Raw genomic sequence first — 23,800 nt, 5'->3', positions numbered from 1 at the left:
TGAGCAGCCCGGAGGTCGCAAGGCCTCCGGGATTTTTTTCTTTAGTAGAGCGATTAAAATGAACTTGAAAATAGTCGTCGAAGATTGATAATTGAACTTAAGATGAAATCAAGAAACGGTCTATTTCGGATATTTGCACTCAGTCTTTTTATCGGTATTTTTATTTCTTTATGCTGGGTTGTTTATAAGGAGCTGGGCGAAAGAAAATTTCAGAAGCAAACAATCATTCTGGTAAAAAAGTCATTAGAACAATCACTTCCGCAGGAGCTACCGCGGAGGTTTGATAGTGATCCCGAGCTTCTTCAGTTAACAATAACCATGCTATTAGAGATCAGTGAAGTAAGTGTTAAGCATTCTTCTTTAGATGAGGATGTTGTTGTAGCGCAGATTGAGATTAAGACTATTTCACCCCAAGTATTCGAGCCTTTTATCGATATCATTGCCGACGAGCGTTCTAAGCAGCATGAACTATCAAATAAACAAGTGGTCTCCATTCTGAAAAGTAAAGATTCTTCTTTGACGATTTGGAGAACTCTATTTAAGACTATCGCATTTGATAAACAAAATGGACAATGGGTGCCTCGCGAAGAATACTAGTTTCCTATATTGATCCAGTTAGCACCGTCACAATATTTGTATTTATTTACGGAAGTGAAGTATTCGATACTTCCCTCTGAGCTTGTAGGAGTAGTGCATCCTGCGCCTCCAGCTCCTGGGGTTGGACCTGTTGCTATGAAGTTAGTACCATTGCAAAATGATATGACCTTTGCCGTCGTATTGTAGTCTAAATTTCCGGCGGTTGAGCATGTTCCCAGCATAACTGTCGGTGTCGCTTGATAGGTTGAGATCTTGTCGTTATACAAGGTCGTGGTGAGTAGTCGATTTGATGTATAGTATAAATCGTTATTTAAGGTACCAGAGATACTGTCGTTTAGCAGGGGGGCATTTTTATTGGTGATGTCGACAATTGTTAGATAGCTAGAACTCGTGACGTAGGCATAGTTTCCGGAAGTTGTAATGGCGCCTACCGATGAAAAGTTATTTAAACCAGTAAGGGACCCTACGATAGATGGACTTGCTGGAGTGGAAATATCTATAATGGCAAAGGTTTTATTGGTGGTTCCAGTTGCGTAAAGATAGTTTCCCGAGATTGCTAGTTGTGAGCATCCCCCCAACAAACTTGCATTTGTTAGCGTTGTGGTGAGGACCATGGATAAAGGATTAGAGATATCGACCACCGCTATTGAACTGGATCCACATGCATAGAGGTAGGTGCCGGACTGTGCTAGGCCATAAGCACTAAAACCTATATTTAATGAATGCTTAACTGTCGGAGTTAAAGGCGATGAGATATCTACACTTGTGACATTTGTTTGCGATCTAGGGCCTACATATAAATAGTTTCCGGAAGTTACGAGTTCGCCACCACCGGCGAAAGCAGTGTAGCCCGCGGTTTTTGCGTAATATTGAGGTGATGAAGGATTGCTGATATCGATGACGCTTAGAGTGTAACCGGCTCCCGAACCAACAACATAAGCGTAGTTTCCGTTTACTTCAACGCCCGTGGGGTTGTCAAAATTTGTGTTTCCAATGCTTCCTAGAATCGAGGGAGAGTCAATGTTGGTGATATCTAAAATAGTTAACCTGTTACTGCTAGCACCGGTGATGTAGGCCTTATTTCCAACGACTTTCATCATGTTATTGTTGCCGAGAGGCTTAGTTAAGGAAAAACTAGAATCAATGTAAAGAGCTGATTTAGAGTCGCTAATGTTCCAGACATCAAAAGAATTAATTGCGAGTGCTCTATATAAATAGTTTCCAGAAATAATAAAGTCTCTAATGGTCCCGGTACTAATAAGTCCCTTTAAGCCGGTTACTGCAACGCGAATATTTAAAACATCAGAAATGCTTGCTTGGCTTAGCAGAGTGGATGATGAGCCGTAATAGAAAAGTGTTGTTCCCTTTACTGCCATCTGGGTGACAGTTGTTGGCGTTGACATTTTTTTAACATAAGTGGGGGCAGAGGGGGTGCTTATATTTACAATTGCTATTCCGGAATTTACACCGACAAGGGCGTAGTTCCCTGAAATAACTAAAGTTGAAGCATTTAATAAGTTTGTTGCGTCAGATAGGCTACCAGAAACCGAAGGAGTTGTTGGGGTTGCTACCGATACTGTGACAATGGCATTCGTAGCATAGCAAGCTAGGTAAATGTTCGTACCCGACATTATCATTCGTCTGCAGTCTGAAATATTCGCGTGTGCTGTATTTGTGACGTAAGTTGGTGCAGTTTTGGTCGCGATATTGACAACAGTGAATCTGTTGCTTGCAGCGATGAAAGCGTAGTTTCCAGATATAATTATATCTTTAGGATTTGATAGGTTGGTGGAGTCATTTAGGAAGCCGGTAATGCTTGGGGATGTTGGGGTGGAAATATCTACTATTGTTAGGTAGCTGTTTGATAAAACATATGCGTAGTTTCCACTTATAACAACTTTAGTAGTGTTTGCAAATTTTGCGGCGTCAGTGATGCTCGCGACAATTCTTGGTGCTTTTGTGTTGCTTACATCGATGACAACAAATGATTGTTTTGCCGATCCTAAGGTAAAGGCATAGTTACCGGAAATGTCCAAACCCATTATACTATCAAGTTTTCCTGCTGGAGCGGCTGTTCCAGCTATCGAAGGACTGCCGGGAGTAGATACGTTAATCGCCGAAATACTCGATGCATGTTCGGTGTATAATATAGAGCCAGCTAAAAAAAGGCTGTTGCCAGAGCTTGCTAAAGAGCTAATAGGGGCCGGAGTTGTTGGTGTAGAAAGGCTAGAGACCGCTACTGATTTATTGTATGAAATTGTATAAAGAAAGCTTCCAACAACTGCGATGTCTTCTAGGACTCCGTAGTGAGTTGCATTGGTCACAGAGTTTGCAATTGTTGGCGCGGATGGCGTACTGATATCGACAACCGCAACACAACTGCAATTGACAGATGCGACATAGGCGTAGTTTCCAGAAACAGCAACACCTTGTGCTCCATTAAGTGCCGTTGTATCCGTTACTTTTCCGACAAATGTGGGAGCTGATTTATTTGTGATGTCGTATATGGCAAGTTCGCTAGCAAATGTCGTCATGTAAATGGTATTGCCGGAAATGGCAAGTCTTTGTCCCCTACCAGCAGATCCTGTGTGTTTGCTAACATAAACTGGGTTCGAAGGCGTAGATATGTCAAAGATACTGATTCCGGTGCTGTTTGTCGAAATTAAATAGTTCCCAGTAACAAGCAGTCCTGCGGCCGAACTCCAATTGGTGCTTATCAGTGATTTTTCCACTACTGGGTAGGTTGGATCCGTGATGTTGATCACGGATATTCGTCCCCAGTTCGAGTTCGAGGCGTAGGCATAATTACCTTTTAGTGCAAGTCCGGATCCGTAAATATTAGTTGTTCCAGGTATTGTCATTTGCCCTTTATAAACAATGCTCGCGGGATTGCTAACGTCTAAAACATATAGGGTTTCGGCGGCATCAAGTGAAACTGCGTAATTTCCATCAACGGCAATAAACCCACTTGAAGATTTATTTTTATCGGTAATAAATCCGTCGGGTTGGGTTCTCACTGTCGGTTTTAACGAAACGTCGAAAGTAGTCAATAAAGATTTGCTATCGAGAATGGCCAAGTTATTTCCTGAAACTGAAATACTTTTAGCACCTGTTGTGCCTGATCCGGGTACCGTTAATGAAAAAACGTTTGCTGGAGCTGTGGGAATTGAAATATCTATCGTAACGACATTGCCTGGAGAGTTGGAGCCCGGCATGGTGCCCACATAGGCTATTGAGCCGTTTAAAGCCAGATCAGTGATGCTGCTTGAAGCCGGCAAGTTAAGCGATGTAACAAAGGCGGGCGATGTTTTTGTTGTGACATCTACAACAATAAAATTACCGGGATTGCCGGTTGAGGTGGCAAAAATATAGTTTCCTGAGGTTTCTAAATTTAAAATTCCGTTCATTCTTGAGTCGGTGATAGTTCCAGTGATTGTGGGGTTTGACGGAGTAGATACGTCAATAACGGAAACCTGATTTGAGTTTCCAGCAATATAAGCGTAGCCGCCAGCGGCAACAACATTATAACAATATGGAATGCTCGTACTTGTTAGTGTGCCGACTAGGGATGGATTTGATTTGACGCTGATATCAATCACAAAGAGCTTGCCAGGGCTGGCGGACGAGTTTGTGCCATAAGCGTAATTGCCACTAACTGCAATATTCGTAATTCCAGAAACTGTCACGCTGCCAGCTATTGACGGAGAGCTTGGTGTTGTGATGTCCACGACAACAACCTTGCTAGAGGCCGATATAATTAGGTGCGATCCTGAAATTGCAATGTCGTTTGCATTGCTTAGAAGACTGTCTTTTAAAATTCCGATGGGAATAGGGTTTGCGATATTTGTGATATTTAAAATTTCAACAGCACCACTCGAGTCAATGACGTAACTGTAGGTTCCGCTGTTTAAAACTTTTACTGGAGTTATTAGCCCAAAAGGTGGCGTATCTGTAAGTTGATTGATTAAGGAAATGCCGCCGTATTTCATGCTTACCCAGTTTGTGCCATTGCAGTACTTGTAGGTTGATTCGGCGGAAAAATAATCCATAACTCCGGCTGTCGCAACAGGAGATGCACAATCAGCCCATGCTTGTTGGGAAAAAGCTGTAAGAATGCCAAAAATGAAAAAAAATGTTCTTAACACGCTCATTAATAAAAACACCTTATTTTAGCCCATGAAGCAACGAAGACTATTTAATCATCGGTTTAAATGACTAAAAACTAAAAATTATTTCGTATTAACGAATTTCAGAAATATAAGAGACTCAAAATGATACAAACCCAGTGTCTAATAGGTGTGTTTTTCGTCTAACGGCAAAAAGCTAAAACACCCGCGATTCCGACCTTGGAATTGGAGGGGGGTGTTTTAGCTTATTTGTTTTAAGTTTACAGTTTTAGTTATTTAGGACCGAACTGCGAGCGAATCTGTTGTCTTTGCTGAATCAACTCTGGAGTGGCAGTGTAAGCAGAGCCGTCAGTGTAAAAACCCTCTTGTACAGTCCCAGTCGAAGTCGTCGGTTTCAAGCTTTCAGGTACCGTTCTCATGCCACCAGCTGTTTCTGCTTTGATACGAGCGATCAGTTCTGGACTTAGCTGAACCGTCATTCCGTTAATTGTAGTTAGACCTTCGCGCTGAATTTGAGTCGCCGCATTCGAGTTTGGATTCAACTGAGGACCTGGCATAGTGACCGTTCCGTCAGCATTGTAAGTAGGACCTTTTAGAATTTGCTCCATGTTCTGATTGTATTGCTGGATATACTTCAAGTACACGTTGCGGTCAGAAGAAGAGATTTCTTTTCGGTCAGATAGATAATCCAGTCCCATTTCAATACCGTTGACAGACTTATAAGACCATTCTGAAAGTTCATTGCGAAGATTGTCTGCCTCGTGAGACTTTTGAAGGAATCCAGTATGGTTTTTGTTTTGAAGATCAGTCACAGCCATTAAGCGGAGCTCTCGCACAGCTAAGGCCGATCTTTGCATGACTTCAGTTACTGTCTTTGTAACTTCCGAGCGCAATTTTGGATACTTAGCACCTGAAGCTTTCACAAGGTTTCTTAAAGACTCTGCAAGGTCTTTGCGTGCATTTTCAATAGAGTCCCGAGTCTCACTAATTGTGTTCAAATACTCTTCGCGCTCTAATTGTTGGGCAAATGGATCCATCCCCAAAAGCATCTGATCTTCTTGGCTGTATTGTTTTCTGTTGAAGCTAAGCTCTTTTACTTTTGCCTGAGACTCTGTGACAAGGTCACGGATAGATTCGGCAACATGATCTTTATAGAAAGCTACAACCTCATCTTGTTCGATATTCTTATTTTTTGCGATTTTCTTAGCAAGCTCTGATGTTAAGCATGACGGCTTGGCTTCAGCGGATTTCTTTTCGCACTTCTTTTCGATGTCCTCAAAGTTATTTTCTCCGCGAACGATGCCACCTTCTTCAGCCTTTTCAGCTTTTTCAGGTTTGGCCGGGGCAGCTTCAGCTGCTGGTTTTAGTTTTTGAAGAAGCGCTACATTCAATGTCTCAAGGTCTGTCTTACTTTTATCAAAATTGACATCTAAAGTATAAGTGCCGCAATAATCGCAAGTCGCTTGTCCTTCAGTTTTAGGAACGACGGCCATCACTTTTTCGCCATCTTTGATGTACTTAACTTTAACGACACCTTTGTCAGTTGCCACGCGGGTTGCAACAACTTCGCCTTCATCGGAAGTGGATGCGAGATCTCTCGATCCAAATTCTTGTGGAATAGTTGTGAATGAGGCTGTTGCCGTTAGTGCGACCATCAGTACACTGGCAAGGGCCCATCTTCTTTGGTTATAAGTTAAAGTTTTCATACATCCTCCTATTAAAGGTCGCTCCGGACCTATTGGTTATCTGTCAGAAATGCGTGAACCACGCCAAGTCGGCAGGGGGCAGTATTGGCCAGCAAGTATTTGTAATTTAAAGGAAAAAATGACTATTCAGAGGAGTGTTTCACTGTGGGAAACTGTCGATTTTTTAAAGCCTCAATCTGAGAAATTCAAAAAAGTAGGAGTTTTCAAAGGGTTGAGTATATTTTTCGAGGGTTTGAAGATAGGTACCCAAAGCGCCAATTTTGGGCTATAAAGGCCTCCCTCGAGTATGAAAATACAATTCAAAAAGGCCCCGCGGCCTCCTCAGATTCAGGAATCCGATTGGTTGCAGTGGAGTTGGCAACTTCGAAAGTCATTGAAAAATGAAAGCGACTTTAAGGACGTGTTTAAGCTGACGGATGATGAGTTGGCAGCTTTTGCTGGCGGCGGAGAACTTTTTAATATTCGTACAACTCCCTACTATGCGGCCTTGGCTAATCATTCAGGTCAGGCACAAGATCCGCTTAGACGTATTTTGATGCCGACACGATTTGAATTAGCACCAGGTTTGCAGCAGATGCTCGATCCTTTAGGAGAAAAAAAGAATAATCCCGCACCGAGAATTATTCATCGCTATCCCGATCGTTGTCTTTTTTTGATTACGGATATTTGCTCGGTTTATTGTCGTTTTTGCACGCGAAAACATTTTACCGGTCAAGAGCAGGCCTTTGTAAAAAATGAAGAGTATGAGCAAGCGCTTGCTTACATTCGATCACACACGGGAATTCGCGAAATTATTCTTTCCGGTGGTGATCCACTGACAGTATCTGATGCTCAACTTGAAAGAGTTCTTTCTGATTTAAGAAATATTGAACACGTCGAGATTATACGCATTGGTACAAGAATGCCAGTGGTGTGTCCAATGCGTATCACTGAAGATCTTGCGAAAATGATTCGAAAGTTCAAGCCTGTTTATATGATGGTTCACTTTAACCATCCGCGTGAATTGACTGAAGAGGCGGCGATGGCGCTTGAGCATCTTGTTGATAATGGAATTCCTGTTATGAACCAGATGGTTTTACTGAACGGTGTTAATAATCATCCGCATATTGTGCAGGCTTTAAATCGTCGCTTACTTTATTTGCGAGTCAAGCCTTACTATATGTTTCAGTGCGATCCCTCGATTGGAACTGATCACTTGCGAACATCGGTTGAGGACTCTTTGCAAATACAAAAAGAACTTTGGGGGAATTTATCTGGATTGGCGATGCCTCATCTTTCGATCGATATACCAGATGGTGGTGGAAAGACTTACCTTGTTCCTAATTTTCAAGTAGGGCAAGAGGGCACTCGCCGCAGCTTTGTTGGCTGGGATGGTGTTGCTGCGGACTATGTCAGTCCCGAACCCAAGCAAATCGTTAAACCAATTGATGCCGATTTCTATGCTGAAGAATGGCAGTCTTTAAAGAACGCCAAGAAATAAACTTACTGAGGAGTGTTTATGAGCTCAACAAATGAAGTGAACCCTCAAGGGGTCGGAGCTTCTTACAATAAAGAGTCCTTCAAAAATTCTCAGAAAATAGGTTGGCAGATTCTAGAAAAATTAAACACTTTGATTTGCACTGGGCAAACCGAGGAGGACGCACGATCCTTGTATAAAGATGTGATGGCCGAGTTTGGAGTCGAAAAAAATTGGCACCCACCAAAAATTCGGTTTGGACCAAATACGATTAAGTCTTTTCGGGAGTTGTCTGACGAATCTTATCGCTTATCTGCAGGTGATATTTACTTTTTAGACTTGGGTCCTATTATTGATGGATATGAAGTGGATGTCGGGCGAAGTTTTGTTATGCCAACAAATGATCCTTCAGATTCTTTGCGTTTAGAACAGCGTCGTAAGGCCATCTTAGATGGGAAAGAAATTTTTGATTTAGTAAAAGACTATTTCCACCAAAATAAATGCCGGGGGCCAGAGCTGTATATGCATGCAGAGTCTTTGGCGAGCCAGCGTGGATGGGTTCTGATTGATGAGGGTGCCAATGGACATCGCATTGGTGACTTTCCCCATCATGGATTTTATCGAGGTAGTTTACGGGCCTTTGATGCACAGGAAATTGTGCCGGATCTATGGATCTTAGAAATTCAAATTACTGACTTAAGTAAGACATTCGGGTCGTTTACAGAAGATTGTTTGGGATAACTCGGTAGCAGAGTAAGGAGATTTTATGGAAAATGGATTGCAGGATATTGCTGGGAATTTTTTGAATCCGGATACAGAGACTAAGAAGTATGTTTTTAATCATACGATGCTTCGAATTAAAGATCCGAAGGCATCTTTGGATTTTTACACTCGCGTTTTGGGTATGAAGTTGATTCGTAAGTTGGATTTTGCAGATTGGAAATTTTCTCTTTATTTTTTAGCATATGTTCCTGAGGGCGTTCAGGTGCCCAGTGATTCAGTAGGAAATGCAACTTATACCTTTGGGCGTGAGGCGGTATTGGAATTAACTCATAATTGGGGCACGGAATCGCAAGAAGGTATGCCGTATCACAATGGAAACTCGGAGCCTCGCGGTTTTGGACATATTTGCATCTCTGTTCCTGATATTCACAAAGCCTGTGCCCGATTTGATAGACTTCAAGTTAACTTTCAGAAGCGTCTTTCAGAGGGGGGAATGAAGAATATCGCCTTTATCAAAGATCCGGATCAATATTGGATCGAGATCGTTCAAAATACCTTGATGGGATAGTTCATGAAAAGATCCGGCTTGGCGATGATTTTAAGTTTTTTGCTTTCAACTTTGATGCTTCCAAGCTTTGCTGCGGCAGTTTGCGAGCGCGGGCATCCTGCTTATGCACAGCAAGAGTACTTTCATTGGGTCGAAAGTGGTCCTTGGGAGCTTTATGCTTGGACGCGAAAGCCCTTTGATCCAACATTGCCAACCGTTCTATTTTTTAATGGGGGCCCTGGCCAAAGCTCTCATGGTTCCGAATGGGATATTCCAGGTTGGAATTTAATTTTTTGGGATCAACGCGGTGTCGGGTGTTCTAAACCCAAAAATGAACTTCAGTACTTAGATAACGGAAGTTACTCGATTGAAGGAACTGCAGATGATGCCAAGGCGATTTTGAAATATTTTGGCGTTTCTAAAGCAAGTCTTTACGGAGTGTCATTCGGGACAGCGCCGGCCACGGTGTTAGCTTCAAAATACCCCCAGTTAGTTCGCGCAGTTGTTCTTGAGGGCACTTTATACACGGGTTCAGAAAGCCTTCATAATGCTCCATTTCGACAAAATATTCTAAAAAGCTATTTTCAGAATTTAGATCCAGAGTTGAAAGAGATGCTACTGCTGTGGTCTCAGAATACTGAGCTGCACTCGGCATGGTTCAGCAGATTGGGGTTTTATTTTATGGGATTTAACGATGGTTTAAAGAAGTTCACTGATTTTTTAAAAGCCATCAAAGAGTCCGATTCTTTTTCTCCAGGTTTTTTTAATAATTTTGGTCCGCGAGCTTTTGAAGATGAAGAGCTTGGTTTTAGTGCTCGAACTTATGCAGCTATCGCTTGTCAGGAGTTGTCACAGGGGTCTGATAAGACTTTTGGGGGACTTCAGATTAAGAATAAAACTTTGCACAAGGTAGAGGACCTACCAGCGAAGTCTTTGTGTCGGGGAATTGCAGCTCGGAAAAATTTCGAGGCTCGCCATTTTCCAATTGATGTGCCTGTGACCTACTTTCAGGGAGCTCATGACGGGGCGACAAGTGCAGATCAAGCAATTCTGCATTTTAAACATGTCGCCAAGGGAGCAAAAGTTTTAAATCTTTTAAAAGAGGGTGGTCATACACCTTTGAGTGGCGACTTGTTCGATCCATTCTCTGGTGATGAGTCTTTGAAACAAACTTATATGAGGATGTTGACCAGTGCACTTTTGGGTGAGCCTTCGGCGTGGTCGGTCGAACATAAAAACTGGATACAGGTCAGACGGAACTAGAATATTCTAGCTAAAGCCAAATAGTAAGGTATTCCCAAAATAACATTCATTGGAAATGTAAGTCCTAAGGGGAGCGCAATATAGAAAGCAGGGTTGGCGTTTGGAATTGCAAACCGAATTGCTGCAGGAGCTGCAATATACGAAGCGCTGCCGGCCAAAACTCCAACCAGCACCTGATTGCCTTCAGAGATATCGAAGAAGCTGGCTAATATTAGAAAAAGACTTCCGTGAATTAATGGTAGAAGTAGGGCAACGAAGACAGCTTTTCCTTTTTGCTTCCAGGCTTGGGAGATTTGCGCCTGCGCATTGACTCCCAAATCCAATAAGAACAGAGCCAAGAAGCCTTTGAAGGCATCCTGGAAAAGAACTGAAACGGCTTTCCACTCTTGCTCGCGGAAAAGATAACCAATCACGAATCCACCTAAAAGCAGCATGATTGATTTACCTTTTAAAATGTCCAGGGTGTCATTGAGCACCGAAGAGTTTTGCTGAGATGTTTGATGGTGCTTTTTATAAAGGAACAAAGCAATAACAATAGCAGGTACTTCCATCAGGGCCATCACTGCCACCATGAACCCGCTGGTTTCGATCCCTTGGCTGCTTAGAAGTGAGTTGGCAGCGATAAAGGTAACAGCACTGACCGAGCCATAACTGGCAGCAAGGGCTGCCGCATTTTCAAGGCCTAATTCTTTTTTAAGAAGTCTTATAATAACAAAAGGAATGACAAAACAAGAGAGCATTCCAACACCCAGGACTTCGAAAAACCCATCCAGGTTCGTGGCCTCGCGAACTTGATGTCCGCCTTTTAGGCCCAAAGCTAGTAGTAAATAAACGGAAAGAAATTTCGCAGTATTTTCGGGGAATCTTAAGTCAGACTTAGCCCAAGAAGCAAAAAAACCTAAAGCAAAGAAAAGTATAATTAGATCTAAACCGCTAAATATATTCATGGCTCAACCTACCGAAATTTGAATTTTGCGTAAACTCAAAATTTGAGCATTTATCTGTTGAAATACAAAAAAGTGTGAATTAACAAAAAAAATTAAAATGCGATTATAAAGACACCAAGGCTGACTAGAGCCCCTCCGATTAATGTCTTCGGATTCAGGGGTTCATTGAAGATCACAAAAGAGAGTAATATCGTGATTGCAACACTTAATTTGTCGATTGGAGCTATTTTAGAAATTTCTCCCAATTGAAGGGCTTTAAAATAGAGCAACCACGAGGCCCCAGTACAGATTCCGGAAATAATAAGGAAAATTAAACTTTTATTTGAAATTTCACTTACGAAAAGCTTTTGGTGCCATACGATTGCGCTCGTAAAAACTAAAATTACGATAGTTCGAATCCAAGTCGCAAGATTGGAGTCAATAGATTCGACTCCAATCTTAGCAAAAAGGGCAGTTAGGGCTGCAAAAATAGCTGAACCAATGGCGTAAAGAGTGGCTTTATCCATACTTTTAACCAATACGCTCGAGTCGAGCGTACTTGGCTACGAATTTTTTGATGGTATTGTCTTGGAACATGACTCCGACCTTCAAAGTATCGCCGGCCCCTTCGATAGAGTAAATCGTTCCCGCTCCGAATGTTGGATGACGGACCTTCATACCCTTTGAGTAACCAGAGTTCGAACTTCCATCACCGTCGTAATCAGGAAAATCTTGAGAGTCGTAATCATCACTGGAACGCATCGTATTGCGTGCTGAAGTTGGTCGATTGTAAGAGCTACGTCCCCAACCAGAATCGTCTTCATCATACGAAGCATGCCGAGCCATAAAGCGAGGTGCTTCGACGGCTGACTTGAACTCATAGTATTCTTTCGGAATCTCTTTAATAAAGCGCGACTGAGGATTGCTTTGTTCATTTCCCCATACTCTTCGCATACGGGCATGAGTTAACCAAAGTTTTTGCCGAGCCCGAGTCATTCCAACATAGGCTAAGCGACGTTCTTCTTCGACGTCCTCTTTACCTTCTTGGTCTGTTGAGCGTGCACTGGGAAATAGATTTTCTTCCATACCAACAATAAAGGCATAAGGGTACTCAAGGCCTTTAGAAACGTGCAGGGTCATAAGCGTTACGGCGTTTTGTTCTTGATCCAAACTATCGACGTCGCTGACCAAGGCCATCTCTTCCAAGAAGCTGACAATAGTGGCATCTTCTCCGCGCTCTTTGCAAAATTGAGCAATAGCATTACTTAATTCTTCTATGTTTTCAATTCGGGCCGCCGCCTCCGGAGAGTCGTCTTTCTTTAACGAAGCTAAATACTCTGTTTTATCTAGCAAAATCTCGAGCAGGCTTTCAGGCGTATAATCAGGCGAACGAAACGTGGCCCCCAGGTCCGCAGTTAAATCTAAGAACCGACGAAGCTTGCCCGTCGTTCCAGCATTAAAGCTTCGATCTAAAATCGACTTTTCAGTCGCCTCCATCATAGTGATTTTATTTTCCGCTGCAATTTCTTCGATTTTATCGACTGTGGTTTTTCCAATGCCTCGAGCTGGCACATTGATAATTCTTTTTAGAGCAATATCATCAGATGGATTCACAATCAGCTTCATATAACTTAGGATATCTTTGATTTCCATGCGATCATAGAATCTAACTCCGCCGACAAGACGATACGGAATACCATGAGTGCGCAGCTGTTCTTCAAGAACGCGAGATTGAGCATTGGTCCGATAGAACACGGCATAGTCATTATAAGTTCCCTCGCCAGAGTTCATCATAGATTCGATCGTCTTCGCGACAAAGCGCGCTTCGTCGTATTCATTACGCTCTTCACGTACCTGGATCAGATCACCCTCGGAATTGCTTGTGAACAGAGTCTTATCTTTTCTTTGAGTATTATTTTTGATCACCGCAGTGGCTGCGCGAACAATATTTGAAGTAGAACGATAGTTTTCTTCTAGCTTCACAACTAAGGACTCCGTGAAGTCTTTTTCAAAACCTAAAATGTTCGAGATGTCGGCACCTCGCCACGAGTAAATCGATTGATCCTCGTCTCCGACCACACATAAATTTCGATGAGCTTTTGCCAGCATTTGAACCAATAAGTACTGAATGCGGTTGGTGTCTTGATACTCGTCCACCATGATATATTTAAACTTGTCCTGGTAGGCCTCTAAAATATCGGGATACATTTTGAAAAGCTCATGAGTCTTTATCAAAAGATCGTCGAAATCCAAGTTATTCGATTTCTTCATTTCGACTTCGTAGGCTTTATAGACCTCTAAAGTTTTAGGATCCATGACTCCGCGACTGCCTTTTTCAATATCCTCCGGCGCCAAGCCCAACATCTTTGCTCCTGAAATTCGATGTTGGAAATTCTTTGGTGGGTACATTTTGTCGTTGATATTTAAGGCCGTCATAACCTTTTTAATTTGGCTTAATGAGTCCGAAGAGTCGTAGATACCAAAGAAAGGTTTGTAGTCCAAAAGAGTGATGTGCTGTCGCAAAATACGCACGCAAAAGCTGTGGAATGTCGAGATCCAAAGCTGCGCATGAATGGCCACTTTATGATCCGACAGAATTTTGTAAATACGATGTTCCATTTCTTTGGCGGCCTTATTGGTAAAGGTCACACAAAGGATCTCTTCCGGGGCGGCTAAGCCCTTCGCAATGATATAGGCCATGCGATGAGTAAGAACTCGGGTCTTTCCGGACCCTGCTCCGGCAAGAATAAGCACGGGTCCCTCGGTCTGCTCGACGGCTTGGCGTTGAGGACCATTAAGGCTTTTCGTAATGTTATCGGCAGTTTCCATGCTCTTTGTACCCTTTTTAGTCAGACTGACAAAGTTTGTCCAAGTAGAGGTTTTTATTGCGAAAACCTTTAACTTCGCCTACAACTAACGCGATGCGTATTAAACTTTTTGGCGATCTTCGCACCTTATCACTAGTTTTGGCCTCTTCGATAGCTTTAACGGGCTGCATGGGCTCGAAAGAATTGAAGCCAGCCGATGGGCAAAGCTCTGTCCGTATTCCCGTAGAATCCCAAGGGCAATTTAAGATGGAATCCGTCGTTTTAGAGGGCGTCAAAGACTATACGACCCTGGAGGGCTCGGCGGCTCGCTTCGTCCTTTACCCTCGCATGGGAGAGTCTACCATTTCAGGGGCACGTCCTAATTTTAAATTTTCCAAGGGTAGCAAATCGCAGTTTCAGGCGATGGACGATTTAAGCCTGCAAGCAGCGATGATCGCCTATCACTTTCAAGAGTTTAAAAAAATGGATGCCCAGTTAGGTCTTGATGGAGTCCTCAAATACCCCCGAGCGGTCGGACTAGCCATAGATAAGTCGTTAAAAATTGTGAATAATGCCTTTTACGATTCTAAAACCGATGCTTTCGTCTTTGTCCCATTCACTGACAGCTCACTGCCTTTAATGGCCAATGCCGGAGTGCTAGCTCACGAACACTTCCACTCGCTGTTTAATAAACTTATTGGCGCAGAAATTCGCAGTACCTATACGGCAGCCCAAATTGCGACGGATCATATTCACGATGGTGTCTTTATTGGTCAGCCCCCAGAGCGGGAACAAAAAGTTGCCGTGGCCGAGCTATCCGTGGCCCAACGAGAACTCTATCACCAGGTTGTCTTCAGAGGAATCAACGAAGGATTGGCAGATGTATGGGCGTGGATCTATACAGGGAACCCTGACTTTTTGGCTTTGTCTTTACCTCGGGAAAAAGAAGGCCGCACGTTGGAAAAGCCAAAGAATCTAGAACTAGTTTTTGATTCTGTAGAAAAAATAAAACTAGATATTTTAGATACAGAAGCTGATGAGCCATCACCGAGAGCAAAGTATTTAAATTTTGTTTCATATGGTCTGGGGACTCAACTGTCTCGGCATCTCAAAGTTGCGGCGTCTCAACTTAAAGTCGAAAAAGAAATTTCCGAAACTGAAAGTCGGCGTCTGTTGGCGAAGGCACTATTGGCGGCTTTGCCCGAGCTAAAGGGGCAGTTTTTATCCCTGAAAGAGAACGAATATCTGGCCCCCAATGCTGTGTACGATATTATTAAAAGAAAGCTGAGCGAGCTATGAAATTTGCGACCTTTAAATTTTTAATTCTTTTGCTTTCTTTTCTGTTCACGCATCAGATGGCGTGGGCCCAAAGTGATAGTTCATGGATTTTTTCTCCGTTTACTCCCGAGTTAAGAATTGTTGATGGCAGTGATAAAAATCATAAACAAGAATCCGCATGGGGTGCTTCGCTAGAGCTGCGCAAAAACTTTTGGGGCCTGCAAGCTGAAGTTCTGAAATCAAATACTCAATCCGGAAATCAGTCGTTAAATGTCGGAGTCGAACGGTCTGAATTAAGACTGCTGGTTCTACTTAACCCCACTCAGTCGACGTTTCTTGGAAACAACCAATTCTATTTGGGGGCCGGAGCCGCGTCTTATCAAGACAAAATCGAGACCCGAGTTCTAGGAACATCGGATTTATCAACGCAGCCCTGGAAATCTGCGGGTCTTTTATCCGCGAAAATCGAAACTGCTCTTCCTGCTTTCGAAAAACAGCAATTTATTGCAGCATTGGACGGAAAGATGCTTTTTGCCTCGCAAATTCAAAAAAATCCGATTTGGATTTTAGGCTTAAAACTGGGAATTCTTTTTTAAATGAATTAACTATCGGATACCAGGGAATGCTGTTTTAAATGCTTTCAGCATTTCCTCTGCACGTTTTTTAGTTTGAGGGTTGCTGGAATAAATATCTTTTTTCAGCTGATTGATTTCTGCATAAAGCGTGTTTTCAAAGACGTCGCTTCTTTGAGGTACATCAAATCTTTTTGCAATATCATCTTTAACAATCTGATAGCGGCGGGTAATTGAATTGGCAAGATTTTGAGTCTGACCAGTTTTGGCAGCGTAGTCTTCGAATACCTGAAGTTCTCGTTCGCTCATCGTCATCGAACGCGATTTAAATCCCGATACGTCGGTGGGTATTCGACGCTCTTTTTGGTAAAGTTCAAAGGCCTTTTCGTAAGCGACCGAGACATCTTTGTTCAGGGCGGCTCCGGATTCGGCATAGAGGCGGTAGGTATCACTTCTGACTTGCCCTTTTTGCTGAGCAATTTGCAGGGCTTCGCTATAGTGTTTGTGAACTTCCTCGGGGGTTGTCATTTTACCGGCAAGACCGGATCTTAATATTCTGTCAGCTTCCTGTGGTGTCCAACCGCCATCCGTTAAGGTTTTTAGTTTTTGTTTTAGTTCTGCGGGTGAATATTCAAAATATTTTTTATCGCTGGCCACACGGTGTGCGGCAATAAGGCTTTCAGATTGAGACTTAGACAACTTGCCTCCACTTTTGAAGAGTGCCGAAGCCGCGGTGATGCGATCTTGATCTGTCAAGTTTCCAGAGAGATTCAGAAACTTTGATTTTTCAGCTAGAGTCATTTGTTTCAAGCTGCCGCTATTTTGCATTTCTCTTATGAACTGTCCAAGTTTTGAATTTTGGTCTGCAATTTTTCCGACCAAATAGGGGGTTTTCATTCCCGCAATACTTAAGCTGGCTTCGAAAATACATTGGTTGTAGTTAGTCTGCTTAAGAATAGTTTGCGGTGTTTGGGTGCAGGCTCCAGAGATTTCGGCGCCTCCAGCACTTGTGCAGGTATCAGCTAAAGAGTGAACGGCTAATCCTCCTCCCATCATCATAGCTCCCATCGAGAGGGCGCGTGAGGAGCTTGCGATTCCCGCTGTGGCTTTTGGAAATTGGGCTAAATAGGCAACACGTCCTACTTTAGCAAGAGCTAAAGCGCCTCCACTAAAGGCGAAGCTCGCAACATTAGCGGTGGTGCTTACGATTTTTGCACCAGACTTTCTAGCCTCGGCCTGACAGTTGTATTTTTTGATCAGTGGTGAAAGATCAGGGGTTTCTCGGCTCATCATCCCGATAAGGTAGTCATCAGTGGCTAAGCGCTCTCGGGTGTCAGCATCTAGATTATAGTTTTGACCTTCTTTTTCCGAGGCCATTTTTTGAATACTTTTGTTAAACTCATCTTCAATTTTCTTTGCTGCTTTCGTAAATTTTTCTTTTGAAATCAGTTCGTACTCTTTCGAGAAAAATCCAGGCCCTGCGTGGTCTAGAATCATGTCTCGAAGTGTTGGGATATCTGAATGAGGAATTTGAGCGAGCATGAGCTCTTCAATTTTCTTCATCTCTGCCATTTCTTTTTCATTATTTTCGTATTCGTCAATTTTTTCTTTTTGGGTGGGCAAGGCCTTCAGTTGTTCTCGAGGAATGCTAAAGTTAATGCTCCCCTGAAGTTGCGTATTGCGAAGTTTAAGCTGATTAAATTTTGAACGCAGATTGTTGAGCTGTGGAATCAATTTGTTGATGGATGTTAGCAGTTGATCCGTGTTTTGCGACGAATTTGTTCCGCTGGCGATCGATTTCCAATAGTCTCGGCCACACTCAAGGCGCTCTTTTTCATAGGTAGCAAGGCGATTGAAAAATTGAGACTCTGAAAATGCAGCTAGCTTATTTTGATTGATCTTAGTTGGCGAATTCGGAGGGCAGTTTGACGAATTTGCCTTTCCGCCTTCACAGTCTTTTCCGCTGAAGGCTTCGTAGATATTGCGATAGATTGATTCTGAAATGAGCTCGGCCTTTGAGGTCGAAGTCCAAATATTAAGTCCCGAAAAAACAATAATAAGGAATTTCACAAATTTCATGTCACGTCCATGTGGCAAAAAAAAGAGCACACCATTTGGAGTGCTCTTTAAAAATTTAAAAAATCATTTAATTACTGAGTGATTTTTTGAACAAAAGCAGAGCCAACTTTTGCTTTTTCGACTAATTCAGCCTTAAACAGTGAAGCTTCTTGTTGGGTTGCGAATTGGCCTACGCTAACGCGGTAGTAAGTCTTACCTTTCACCAAAGTAGGAACATAAAATGCGCTATAACCTTGTCCCTTAAGATCTGTGGCCATCTTTTTTGCTTCTGCTTCATCTGTGTAAGCTGCTACTTGAACGGTAAAACGAGCCGGTTGATATTGACCAACTTCTTTAGGCAGGCTTGTTGGAACGCGTCCTTCAACCGTTGTTGAAGATGGGTTGTGCTCGCGAAGCTTGCTGGCTGCTGGCTTTTCAGTAGTTGCAACTGTTTCAGCTTTTGCAGTTTCATGCGTAGAAGCGGTCGTTCTAGCTTTTGCCGTTGTTTCGCCATGAGCCTTTTCGGTAGCAGCGGTTGTACCATGGGCGGCTTCAGCGTGAGCATCTCCGTGGCTATCGCCATGATCATTTTTAGCAGCGACAGTGTGAGTGTCGTCAGCAACGAACTCTTCGGCCAATTTAGCGATTTCTTCATCGCTCATTGTACCGCCATTTGTAGAGGCTGTTTCACGTGTAGGTTCGCCATGACCTTCTGTGGCTGCGGCCTCACCGTGTCCAGCAGCTTCGCCGTGATTCGCTTCGCCGTGGCCAGCATCGCCATGCCCAGCTGCAACTTCTTCACCATGTGCTGATTTTTTACCGGGCTCTAGAGCTGCAAGTTGGTGTTGGTTGTCAGAATATTTTTTTCCAACAAAGGTCCCCACCGAGAAAGAGAGTAAAGAGATGAAAAAGACCAATGCTAATTTGCCAATTAAAACGGTTTTTGAACCCATTCTTATTTCCTTTAATGGTGCCTGTTTCAGTCATTCCATTGACTTCAATTCTATGTTAGCGTCATTAAATCAAGACGGTCAATGGACCATCCTTAAATTCCCGGGGCTAAAGACCAAGGAGTGTTCGTGGAAAATGACGTAAAATCAATGGATTGGCAACTAGTTCTGCAGAAAGCAATTCAGGCCTGTCGTCTAGGTCGAGAAGTCCTTTTAAAGTATTACGGGAACTTAGAACAGGTCGAGGAGAAGTTTCAGGCTGGGCTTGTTTCTGAAGCCGATCGCGAATCAGAGCGCGTCATAAAGGAATTCTTGGGGAAAAACTTTCCTCATATTGAATTTTTAGGCGAAGAGTCGGCCTACCTTGAAGGAAAAAAGGGACATCAAGCCGCAAAGGGGGCGCGTTGGATTGTCGATCCTCTGGATGGGACGACGAACTATATTCATCGATTTCCCATTTGGGCGATTTCATTAGGCTTGGAAGTTCAGGGTGTTGTGCAGGTAGCAGTTATTGATATTCCGATGCTTGGTGAGGTTTATACGGCTATTCGTGGTCAAGGTGCATTTGTAAATGGTCGTAGGCTGAAGATTTCCAATTGTCAGCAGCTCGAGAAAGCATTGCTTGCTACGGGGTTTGTTGCAGAGCATGAGCACGTTATTAGCGAACAACTAGATATTTTTAGCGAAGTGGTTCGCGAATGCCGTGGAGTCCGTCGTCCAGGGGCCGCAGCTGTGGATCTAGCGATGGTTGCAAAGGGTGTTTTTGATGGCTATTGGGAACGCAACATTCAGCCGTGGGACGCGGCTGCGGGTATCCTTTTAGTCGAAGAAGCTGGTGGAGTCGTACGCACTTACAAGGGTGAGACCTACAATCCTTTTAAAAATTCAATCGTCGCAGGTAGTGCAGAAGTTGTAGAGCAATTACGAGCAGTTCTGACCAAGCATTCCCGAAACGAGACAGATTAATATTGGTTTATCAAATTGAATGACTCGGATTAAATCCAACTCATAATTCATTCTTTCGCTGAAAAAAGATCTTTGGCAACGCACAATTATTCCTGTGTTCAAAACACGGGAGGGTTTGTGAAGAAGATTTTGTTAGTTTTTTCATTCTGGTATTCGGCACGTCAGTCTTTGCAGAAAACATCAAATTTGTCGTTGGAGAGTCCTTTGCTCCTTTAATGTGGAATGATAAAGGAACTACAAAAGGAGTCGCCGTTGATCTAGCGAAAGCCATTGGCGCTAAGGCTGGATATTCTGTGAGTGTCGAGACTTGTCCTTGGACCCGCTGCCAACAAATTGCCGAAACCGAAGGTGCTTTCATTGTTGGCTTTTCAAAAAATGACGAACGTCTAAAAAAGTTTACGTACACAGATTCTTATATGGATGACGAAGTTGTGATTGTTGTTCGCAAAGGAAAAGAATTTCCATTCGCGAAAGATGAAGATCTTAAAGGGAAAGTTATTGGCGCGCAATTAGGATCAAGTTTTGGACCTCGCTTTGAAAAGCTTAAAGGCATTATGAAAGTTGATTCTGATAGCGCTGACGTTCTTCGCATGAAGAAGTTACATGCAGGAAGAATTGATGGCGGGATTTTTTCTTTAGGTAAAATCGGTGCGGTTTTTTCAGCTAAAGAGGCTGGAATTGATCCTGACGAAGTGGTGGTGCTACCTGAGCCTATCGCGCGAGATCCAAACTTTATGGCCACAGGTGTGAGTACTGCAAAAAATAAAGAGATCATCGAAAAGCTCAATGCTGCAATCAAAGCTCTTAAAGCAGATGGAACACTTAGTAAAATTATTCAGTCGGCAGGACTTAAATAGATCAAAAAATGAACATAGAAGTAAACGTGTATTAGTATTTGGACGATTTTTTAGAAAGAAGGACGATTTATGAGAAAGTTAATATGCACTCTGCTTGTTTTGACAGGTTCGGAAGTGGCTCTTGCAGGTATGGCTTTAGATCTCCGGTCTGACTATCGTAGTCGGCCGTCTTATGACTATATTACGAATGTCGATGCCGCCGGTGCCACAGCCAACGGAACGACTAAAGAAGAAGCCATCTTTGTCATGTCTCGGGCTCGCGTCAAGATCGAGGGGCAGCTCGCGCCGGGAATCAATGCCTATACTCGGCTGAATTTGAATGGGGATGGCAGCACGAATGATAAAAGTGGGCCCACCAATCTACTTGAATACGCATTTATTTCTCATGATGTAAATCCGAACCTCACGGTTTCCGCGGGTAAGCTAGCTGCATTGGTCGGCGGACACGAGGGCGACTATAACTGGGCGGATATCTATTTTCCGACACATGCAGGATATCAGCAGAATGGATTATTCTCGGGTCTTTCAATTGATGTAAAACCGGCCGATAACCAAGTTATAAGTTTGGTGGCTGGTAATAACGAAGACTCGACTGCAGATAATCAAAAGAAAATGGGATCAGGTGTCTTTTACCGAGGTGGGGTGTTGAATAATCAGTTGGGAATTGCTGCCAATTATTATCAGACTTACAAAGGCCAACAAGATGCCGAGAAAAAAATTGTCTATTCTAATTTCGGTTTAAAATACACGGGTGTTGCAAATCTCGTAGTTGATTTAGAATACATAGGCGCAACAAGCGAGCAAGGTGGAAGCGGTAATGAAATCAAAGACAGTTCGGTCTATACTCAGGCAAAATATACTTTTGGTAAAACGGCAGCCGTTCTTAAAGTAGAATCCAGCCAACATAAAGATGAGGGAACAGATACGAAGTCTTTTGATCGTACGCGAGCAGGATTGGCCTTGGAGTATTATCCAAATGAAGCTAATCAGAATTTCCGCTATCATATCGCTTACGACTCGTGGAATGACAAATTCAAAGCTAAAACGGGCGGTAAAGACGAAGTGAATGCTTCAGAGGTGTTTGTCGGTATGCGCTTATACACTGATATTGCTGGTAAATAGTTCGTATTGGATTGATTGTGTAGAACGAAAAAATACGCAGAGGAAATTAAACCCTCTGCGTGTTTAAACGGCCCAGACTAGACGTCTAGAAACGTCAAATTATCGACGCTAGACCTCGGCTTTTTGGACAGGAACTTTTTTGCCGAGGGGGAAAAAAATGCCCATCTCTAATTAACCATCAAATCAAATTCGAAGCTGGACCATCGTCATGTTGGCACTAGTGTTGCTTATAAAACTGTGAGACCAGTGTATGGTCGTTCATCATGGAGGATGAAGTGGCTGAAGAAAAAGCACCAGAGGCAGCATCAAGTTCAGGATCAGGTGGCCAAAAACCCATTCTTCTTATTGTATTAGCAGTGATTAACATGATCATCGTCGCAGGCGTTGGTTTTATGCTCTACAAGGGAAAACAGAAGGAAGCGGCGGAACCAAAAATTGAGCATGTTATTAAGGGCGAGCATGAAACTGCAGCCAAAGAGGCCGAGGCAGAGCCTGAAGTCGTGGGTAAGGTCATTCCTTTAGAGACGTTCATTATTAACTTGGCAAACTCCAAAGGCCGTAAGGTCGCTAAGATCAATATGGAGCTCGAGCTTAAGGGTGAAAAAGCGCCCGAGGAAATTGAAAAAAGAAAAGCTCAAATTCGCGATATTATTATTATTATTTTATCTAGCAAAACTTATGACGAAGTTTCGACTCGAGAAGGTAAAGATAATCTGCGAAAAGAAATTCAAGACACTATTAACTCGTTCTTAACCCAAGGGAAAATTACGAACGTCTTTTTCACCGAGTTCATTTACAACTAGGAAGGTTGAGGCATGAATCAGGTCTTATCGCAAAGTGAAGTTGATGCGCTACTAGCCGCTGTTTCCGATGGAGATGTGCCCTCGGCAGATAGTCCTAAATCTGATGACGGTGGTGGTAAACAGGGTAAATTAGACGGAGCGGTGGAGAAAAAGATCAGTAATTATGATCTTACCAGCCAAGATAGAATTATTCGAGGCCGTCTTCCGCAATTAGAAGTTATCTATGAAAAATTCATGCGATCTTTTCGAGTATCGCTGTCTGGGGCTCTTCGTAAGATCGCTTCTATCACTTTGACCTCTACGGAGTTCTTAAAATTCGGAGAGTTCATTAACACTCTTCCGCTGCCGACTTGTATGTCAGTGCTGCGTTTTAACAACCTACGTGGTTCGGCATTGTTCGTGATCGAATCTAAGCTTGCCTATGCGTTAGTAGATTCGTTTTTTGGTGGTGCGGATCGTCCTTATACCAAGATTGATGGTAAGGAATTTACGCCGATTGAATTGCAAATTGTAAGACGGGTCGTTGAGCTGGCGATTTCGGATCTTGAAAATGCTTGGGCCTCAATTGAAAAAATTGGTTGTGCCTGGGTTAGAACCGAGCAGAACCCACAGTTTGTCGGGATTGTGCCTCCGACGGATGTGGTTATTGCTTCTACCTTTGACGTTGAATTGGAAAATGCGACGGGAACTATTTCAATTGTTATTCCTTACGCAACGATCGAGCCCATTAAACAAAAGCTTCAGTCGGGCTTCCAAATTGAGTCAGATCAGACCGATAAAAAGTTATGGACTTCTATTATTCGCGAGCAGCTTCTAGAAACTGACGTCGAAATGAAAGTAAATCTTGGCGAGACCGAAATACGTTTAAAAGACTTAATGACGCTGAAAGTGGGGGATGTGATTCCTCTTGATCAAGATGCGACGGGTGAATTCGATATCCAAGTAGAAAATGTTAAAAAATTTAAAGGCTACTACGGAATTCACCATGGAACAGTGGCGATGCAGATCACTCGCCAAATTGAAAAATAATTTAAAGGGAGAT

19 protein-coding genes are annotated in these 23,800 nt (G+C 43.0%); 12 read left to right on the top strand and 7 right to left on the bottom strand.

All coding sequences use genetic code 11. The features are described from left to right. The first annotated feature begins 102 nt into the window (after window positions 1-102). Window positions 103-597 carry a hypothetical protein gene (locus AC04MN_RS03065; protein ID WP_475381715.1) on the top strand — a complete coding sequence of 165 codons (495 nt, stop codon included), beginning with the start codon at window positions 103-105 and terminating at the stop codon, window positions 595-597. On the opposite strand, the gene AC04MN_RS03060 is transcribed toward AC04MN_RS03065, so the two are convergent. Both AC04MN_RS03060 and AC04MN_RS03055 read right to left on the bottom strand, forming a co-directional pair. Continuing rightward, window positions 594-4,748, bottom strand: a complete 4,155-nt coding sequence (locus AC04MN_RS03060; RefSeq protein WP_475381714.1) for an LVIVD repeat-containing protein — start codon at window positions 4,746-4,748, stop codon at window positions 594-596. The two genes, AC04MN_RS03065 and AC04MN_RS03060, sit on opposite strands and share 4 nt — an antisense overlap. Before the next feature lie 248 nt (window positions 4,749-4,996). Further along, the gene (locus AC04MN_RS03055) at window positions 4,997-6,430 is read right to left on the bottom strand and encodes a hypothetical protein (protein ID WP_475381713.1); all 1,434 of its coding nucleotides are present in this window, start codon (window positions 6,428-6,430) and stop codon (window positions 4,997-4,999) included. A gap of 286 nt (window positions 6,431-6,716) precedes the next feature. Between AC04MN_RS03055 and AC04MN_RS03050 the strand changes: the two genes are divergently transcribed. The 4 genes from AC04MN_RS03050 to AC04MN_RS03035 are packed head-to-tail and all read left to right on the top strand — an operon-like array spanning window position 6,717 to window position 10,419. Further along, a complete protein-coding gene (locus tag AC04MN_RS03050; RefSeq protein WP_475381712.1) occupies window positions 6,717-7,910 on the top strand; it encodes a KamA family radical SAM protein in 1,194 nt (397 codons plus the stop codon). Between the two features lie 18 nt (window positions 7,911-7,928). Then, complete coding sequence (locus AC04MN_RS03045) at window positions 7,929-8,627, top strand: M24 family metallopeptidase (RefSeq protein ID WP_475381711.1); 699 nt, start codon at window positions 7,929-7,931, stop codon at window positions 8,625-8,627. A 25-nt stretch (window positions 8,628-8,652) separates the two neighbouring features. Continuing rightward, complete coding sequence (gene gloA / locus AC04MN_RS03040; RefSeq protein WP_475381710.1) at window positions 8,653-9,177, top strand: lactoylglutathione lyase; 525 nt, start codon at window positions 8,653-8,655, stop codon at window positions 9,175-9,177. A 3-nt stretch (window positions 9,178-9,180) separates the two neighbouring features. Next, window positions 9,181-10,419, top strand: a complete 1,239-nt coding sequence (locus AC04MN_RS03035) for an alpha/beta fold hydrolase (RefSeq protein ID WP_475381709.1) — start codon at window positions 9,181-9,183, stop codon at window positions 10,417-10,419. Here the strand turns inward: AC04MN_RS03035 and AC04MN_RS03030 are convergent. The 3 genes from AC04MN_RS03030 to AC04MN_RS03020 form a co-directional block, all read right to left on the bottom strand. Continuing rightward, window positions 10,416-11,366 (bottom strand): sodium-dependent bicarbonate transport family permease, encoded by a 951-nt coding sequence (locus tag AC04MN_RS03030; RefSeq protein ID WP_475381708.1) that lies wholly within the window; start codon window positions 11,364-11,366, stop codon window positions 10,416-10,418. The genes AC04MN_RS03035 and AC04MN_RS03030 overlap by 4 nt on opposite strands. A gap of 92 nt (window positions 11,367-11,458) precedes the next feature. Next, window positions 11,459-11,872, bottom strand: coding sequence for an EamA family transporter (locus tag AC04MN_RS03025; RefSeq protein ID WP_475381707.1), 414 nt, complete (start codon window positions 11,870-11,872; stop codon window positions 11,459-11,461). A gap of 4 nt (window positions 11,873-11,876) precedes the next feature. Next, window positions 11,877-14,174, bottom strand: a complete 2,298-nt coding sequence (locus tag AC04MN_RS03020; RefSeq protein WP_475381706.1) for an ATP-dependent helicase — start codon at window positions 14,172-14,174, stop codon at window positions 11,877-11,879. A 92-nt stretch (window positions 14,175-14,266) separates the two neighbouring features. On the opposite strand from AC04MN_RS03020, the gene AC04MN_RS03015 reads away from it, so the two are divergent. Then, a complete protein-coding gene (locus AC04MN_RS03015) occupies window positions 14,267-15,451 on the top strand; it encodes a hypothetical protein (RefSeq protein ID WP_475381705.1) in 1,185 nt (394 codons plus the stop codon). Beyond that, window positions 15,448-16,026, top strand: coding sequence for a hypothetical protein (locus AC04MN_RS03010; protein WP_475381704.1), 579 nt, complete (start codon window positions 15,448-15,450; stop codon window positions 16,024-16,026). The genes AC04MN_RS03015 and AC04MN_RS03010 overlap by 4 nt, the downstream gene beginning before the upstream one ends. Window positions 16,027-16,035: 9 nt before the next feature. Here the strand turns inward: AC04MN_RS03010 and AC04MN_RS03005 are convergent, their stop codons facing one another. Next, complete coding sequence (locus AC04MN_RS03005; RefSeq protein ID WP_475381703.1) at window positions 16,036-18,081, bottom strand: hypothetical protein; 2,046 nt, start codon at window positions 18,079-18,081, stop codon at window positions 16,036-16,038. A gap of 71 nt (window positions 18,082-18,152) precedes the next feature. Next, complete coding sequence (locus tag AC04MN_RS03000) at window positions 18,153-19,013, bottom strand: SPOR domain-containing protein (protein ID WP_475381702.1); 861 nt, start codon at window positions 19,011-19,013, stop codon at window positions 18,153-18,155. A 126-nt stretch (window positions 19,014-19,139) separates the two neighbouring features. Here AC04MN_RS03000 and AC04MN_RS02995 point away from each other — a divergent pair, with 126 nt between their 5' ends. From AC04MN_RS02995 to fliM, 5 genes are all read left to right on the top strand, one after another. Beyond that, window positions 19,140-19,976, top strand: coding sequence for an inositol monophosphatase family protein (locus AC04MN_RS02995; RefSeq protein ID WP_475381701.1), 837 nt, complete (start codon window positions 19,140-19,142; stop codon window positions 19,974-19,976). Between the two features lie 68 nt (window positions 19,977-20,044). Then, complete coding sequence (locus AC04MN_RS02990; RefSeq protein ID WP_475382954.1) at window positions 20,045-20,833, top strand: substrate-binding periplasmic protein; 789 nt, start codon at window positions 20,045-20,047, stop codon at window positions 20,831-20,833. A 69-nt stretch (window positions 20,834-20,902) separates the two neighbouring features. Further along, window positions 20,903-21,955, top strand: a complete 1,053-nt coding sequence (locus tag AC04MN_RS02985; RefSeq protein WP_475381700.1) for a porin family protein — start codon at window positions 20,903-20,905, stop codon at window positions 21,953-21,955. 275 nt (window positions 21,956-22,230) lie between these two features. Then, the gene (locus tag AC04MN_RS02980; protein WP_475381699.1) at window positions 22,231-22,758 is read left to right on the top strand and encodes a flagellar basal body-associated FliL family protein; all 528 of its coding nucleotides are present in this window, start codon (window positions 22,231-22,233) and stop codon (window positions 22,756-22,758) included. A 12-nt stretch (window positions 22,759-22,770) separates the two neighbouring features. Next, the gene (gene fliM / locus AC04MN_RS02975) at window positions 22,771-23,787 is read left to right on the top strand and encodes a flagellar motor switch protein FliM (RefSeq protein ID WP_475381698.1); all 1,017 of its coding nucleotides are present in this window, start codon (window positions 22,771-22,773) and stop codon (window positions 23,785-23,787) included. The last annotated feature ends 13 nt before the right edge of the window (window positions 23,788-23,800 follow it).

Source organism: Bdellovibrio sp. ZFWA1, assembly GCF_056175665.1.
The sequence above is the reverse complement of the archived record's forward strand: the minus strand, read 5'-3'. Positions and strand labels throughout refer to the sequence as shown.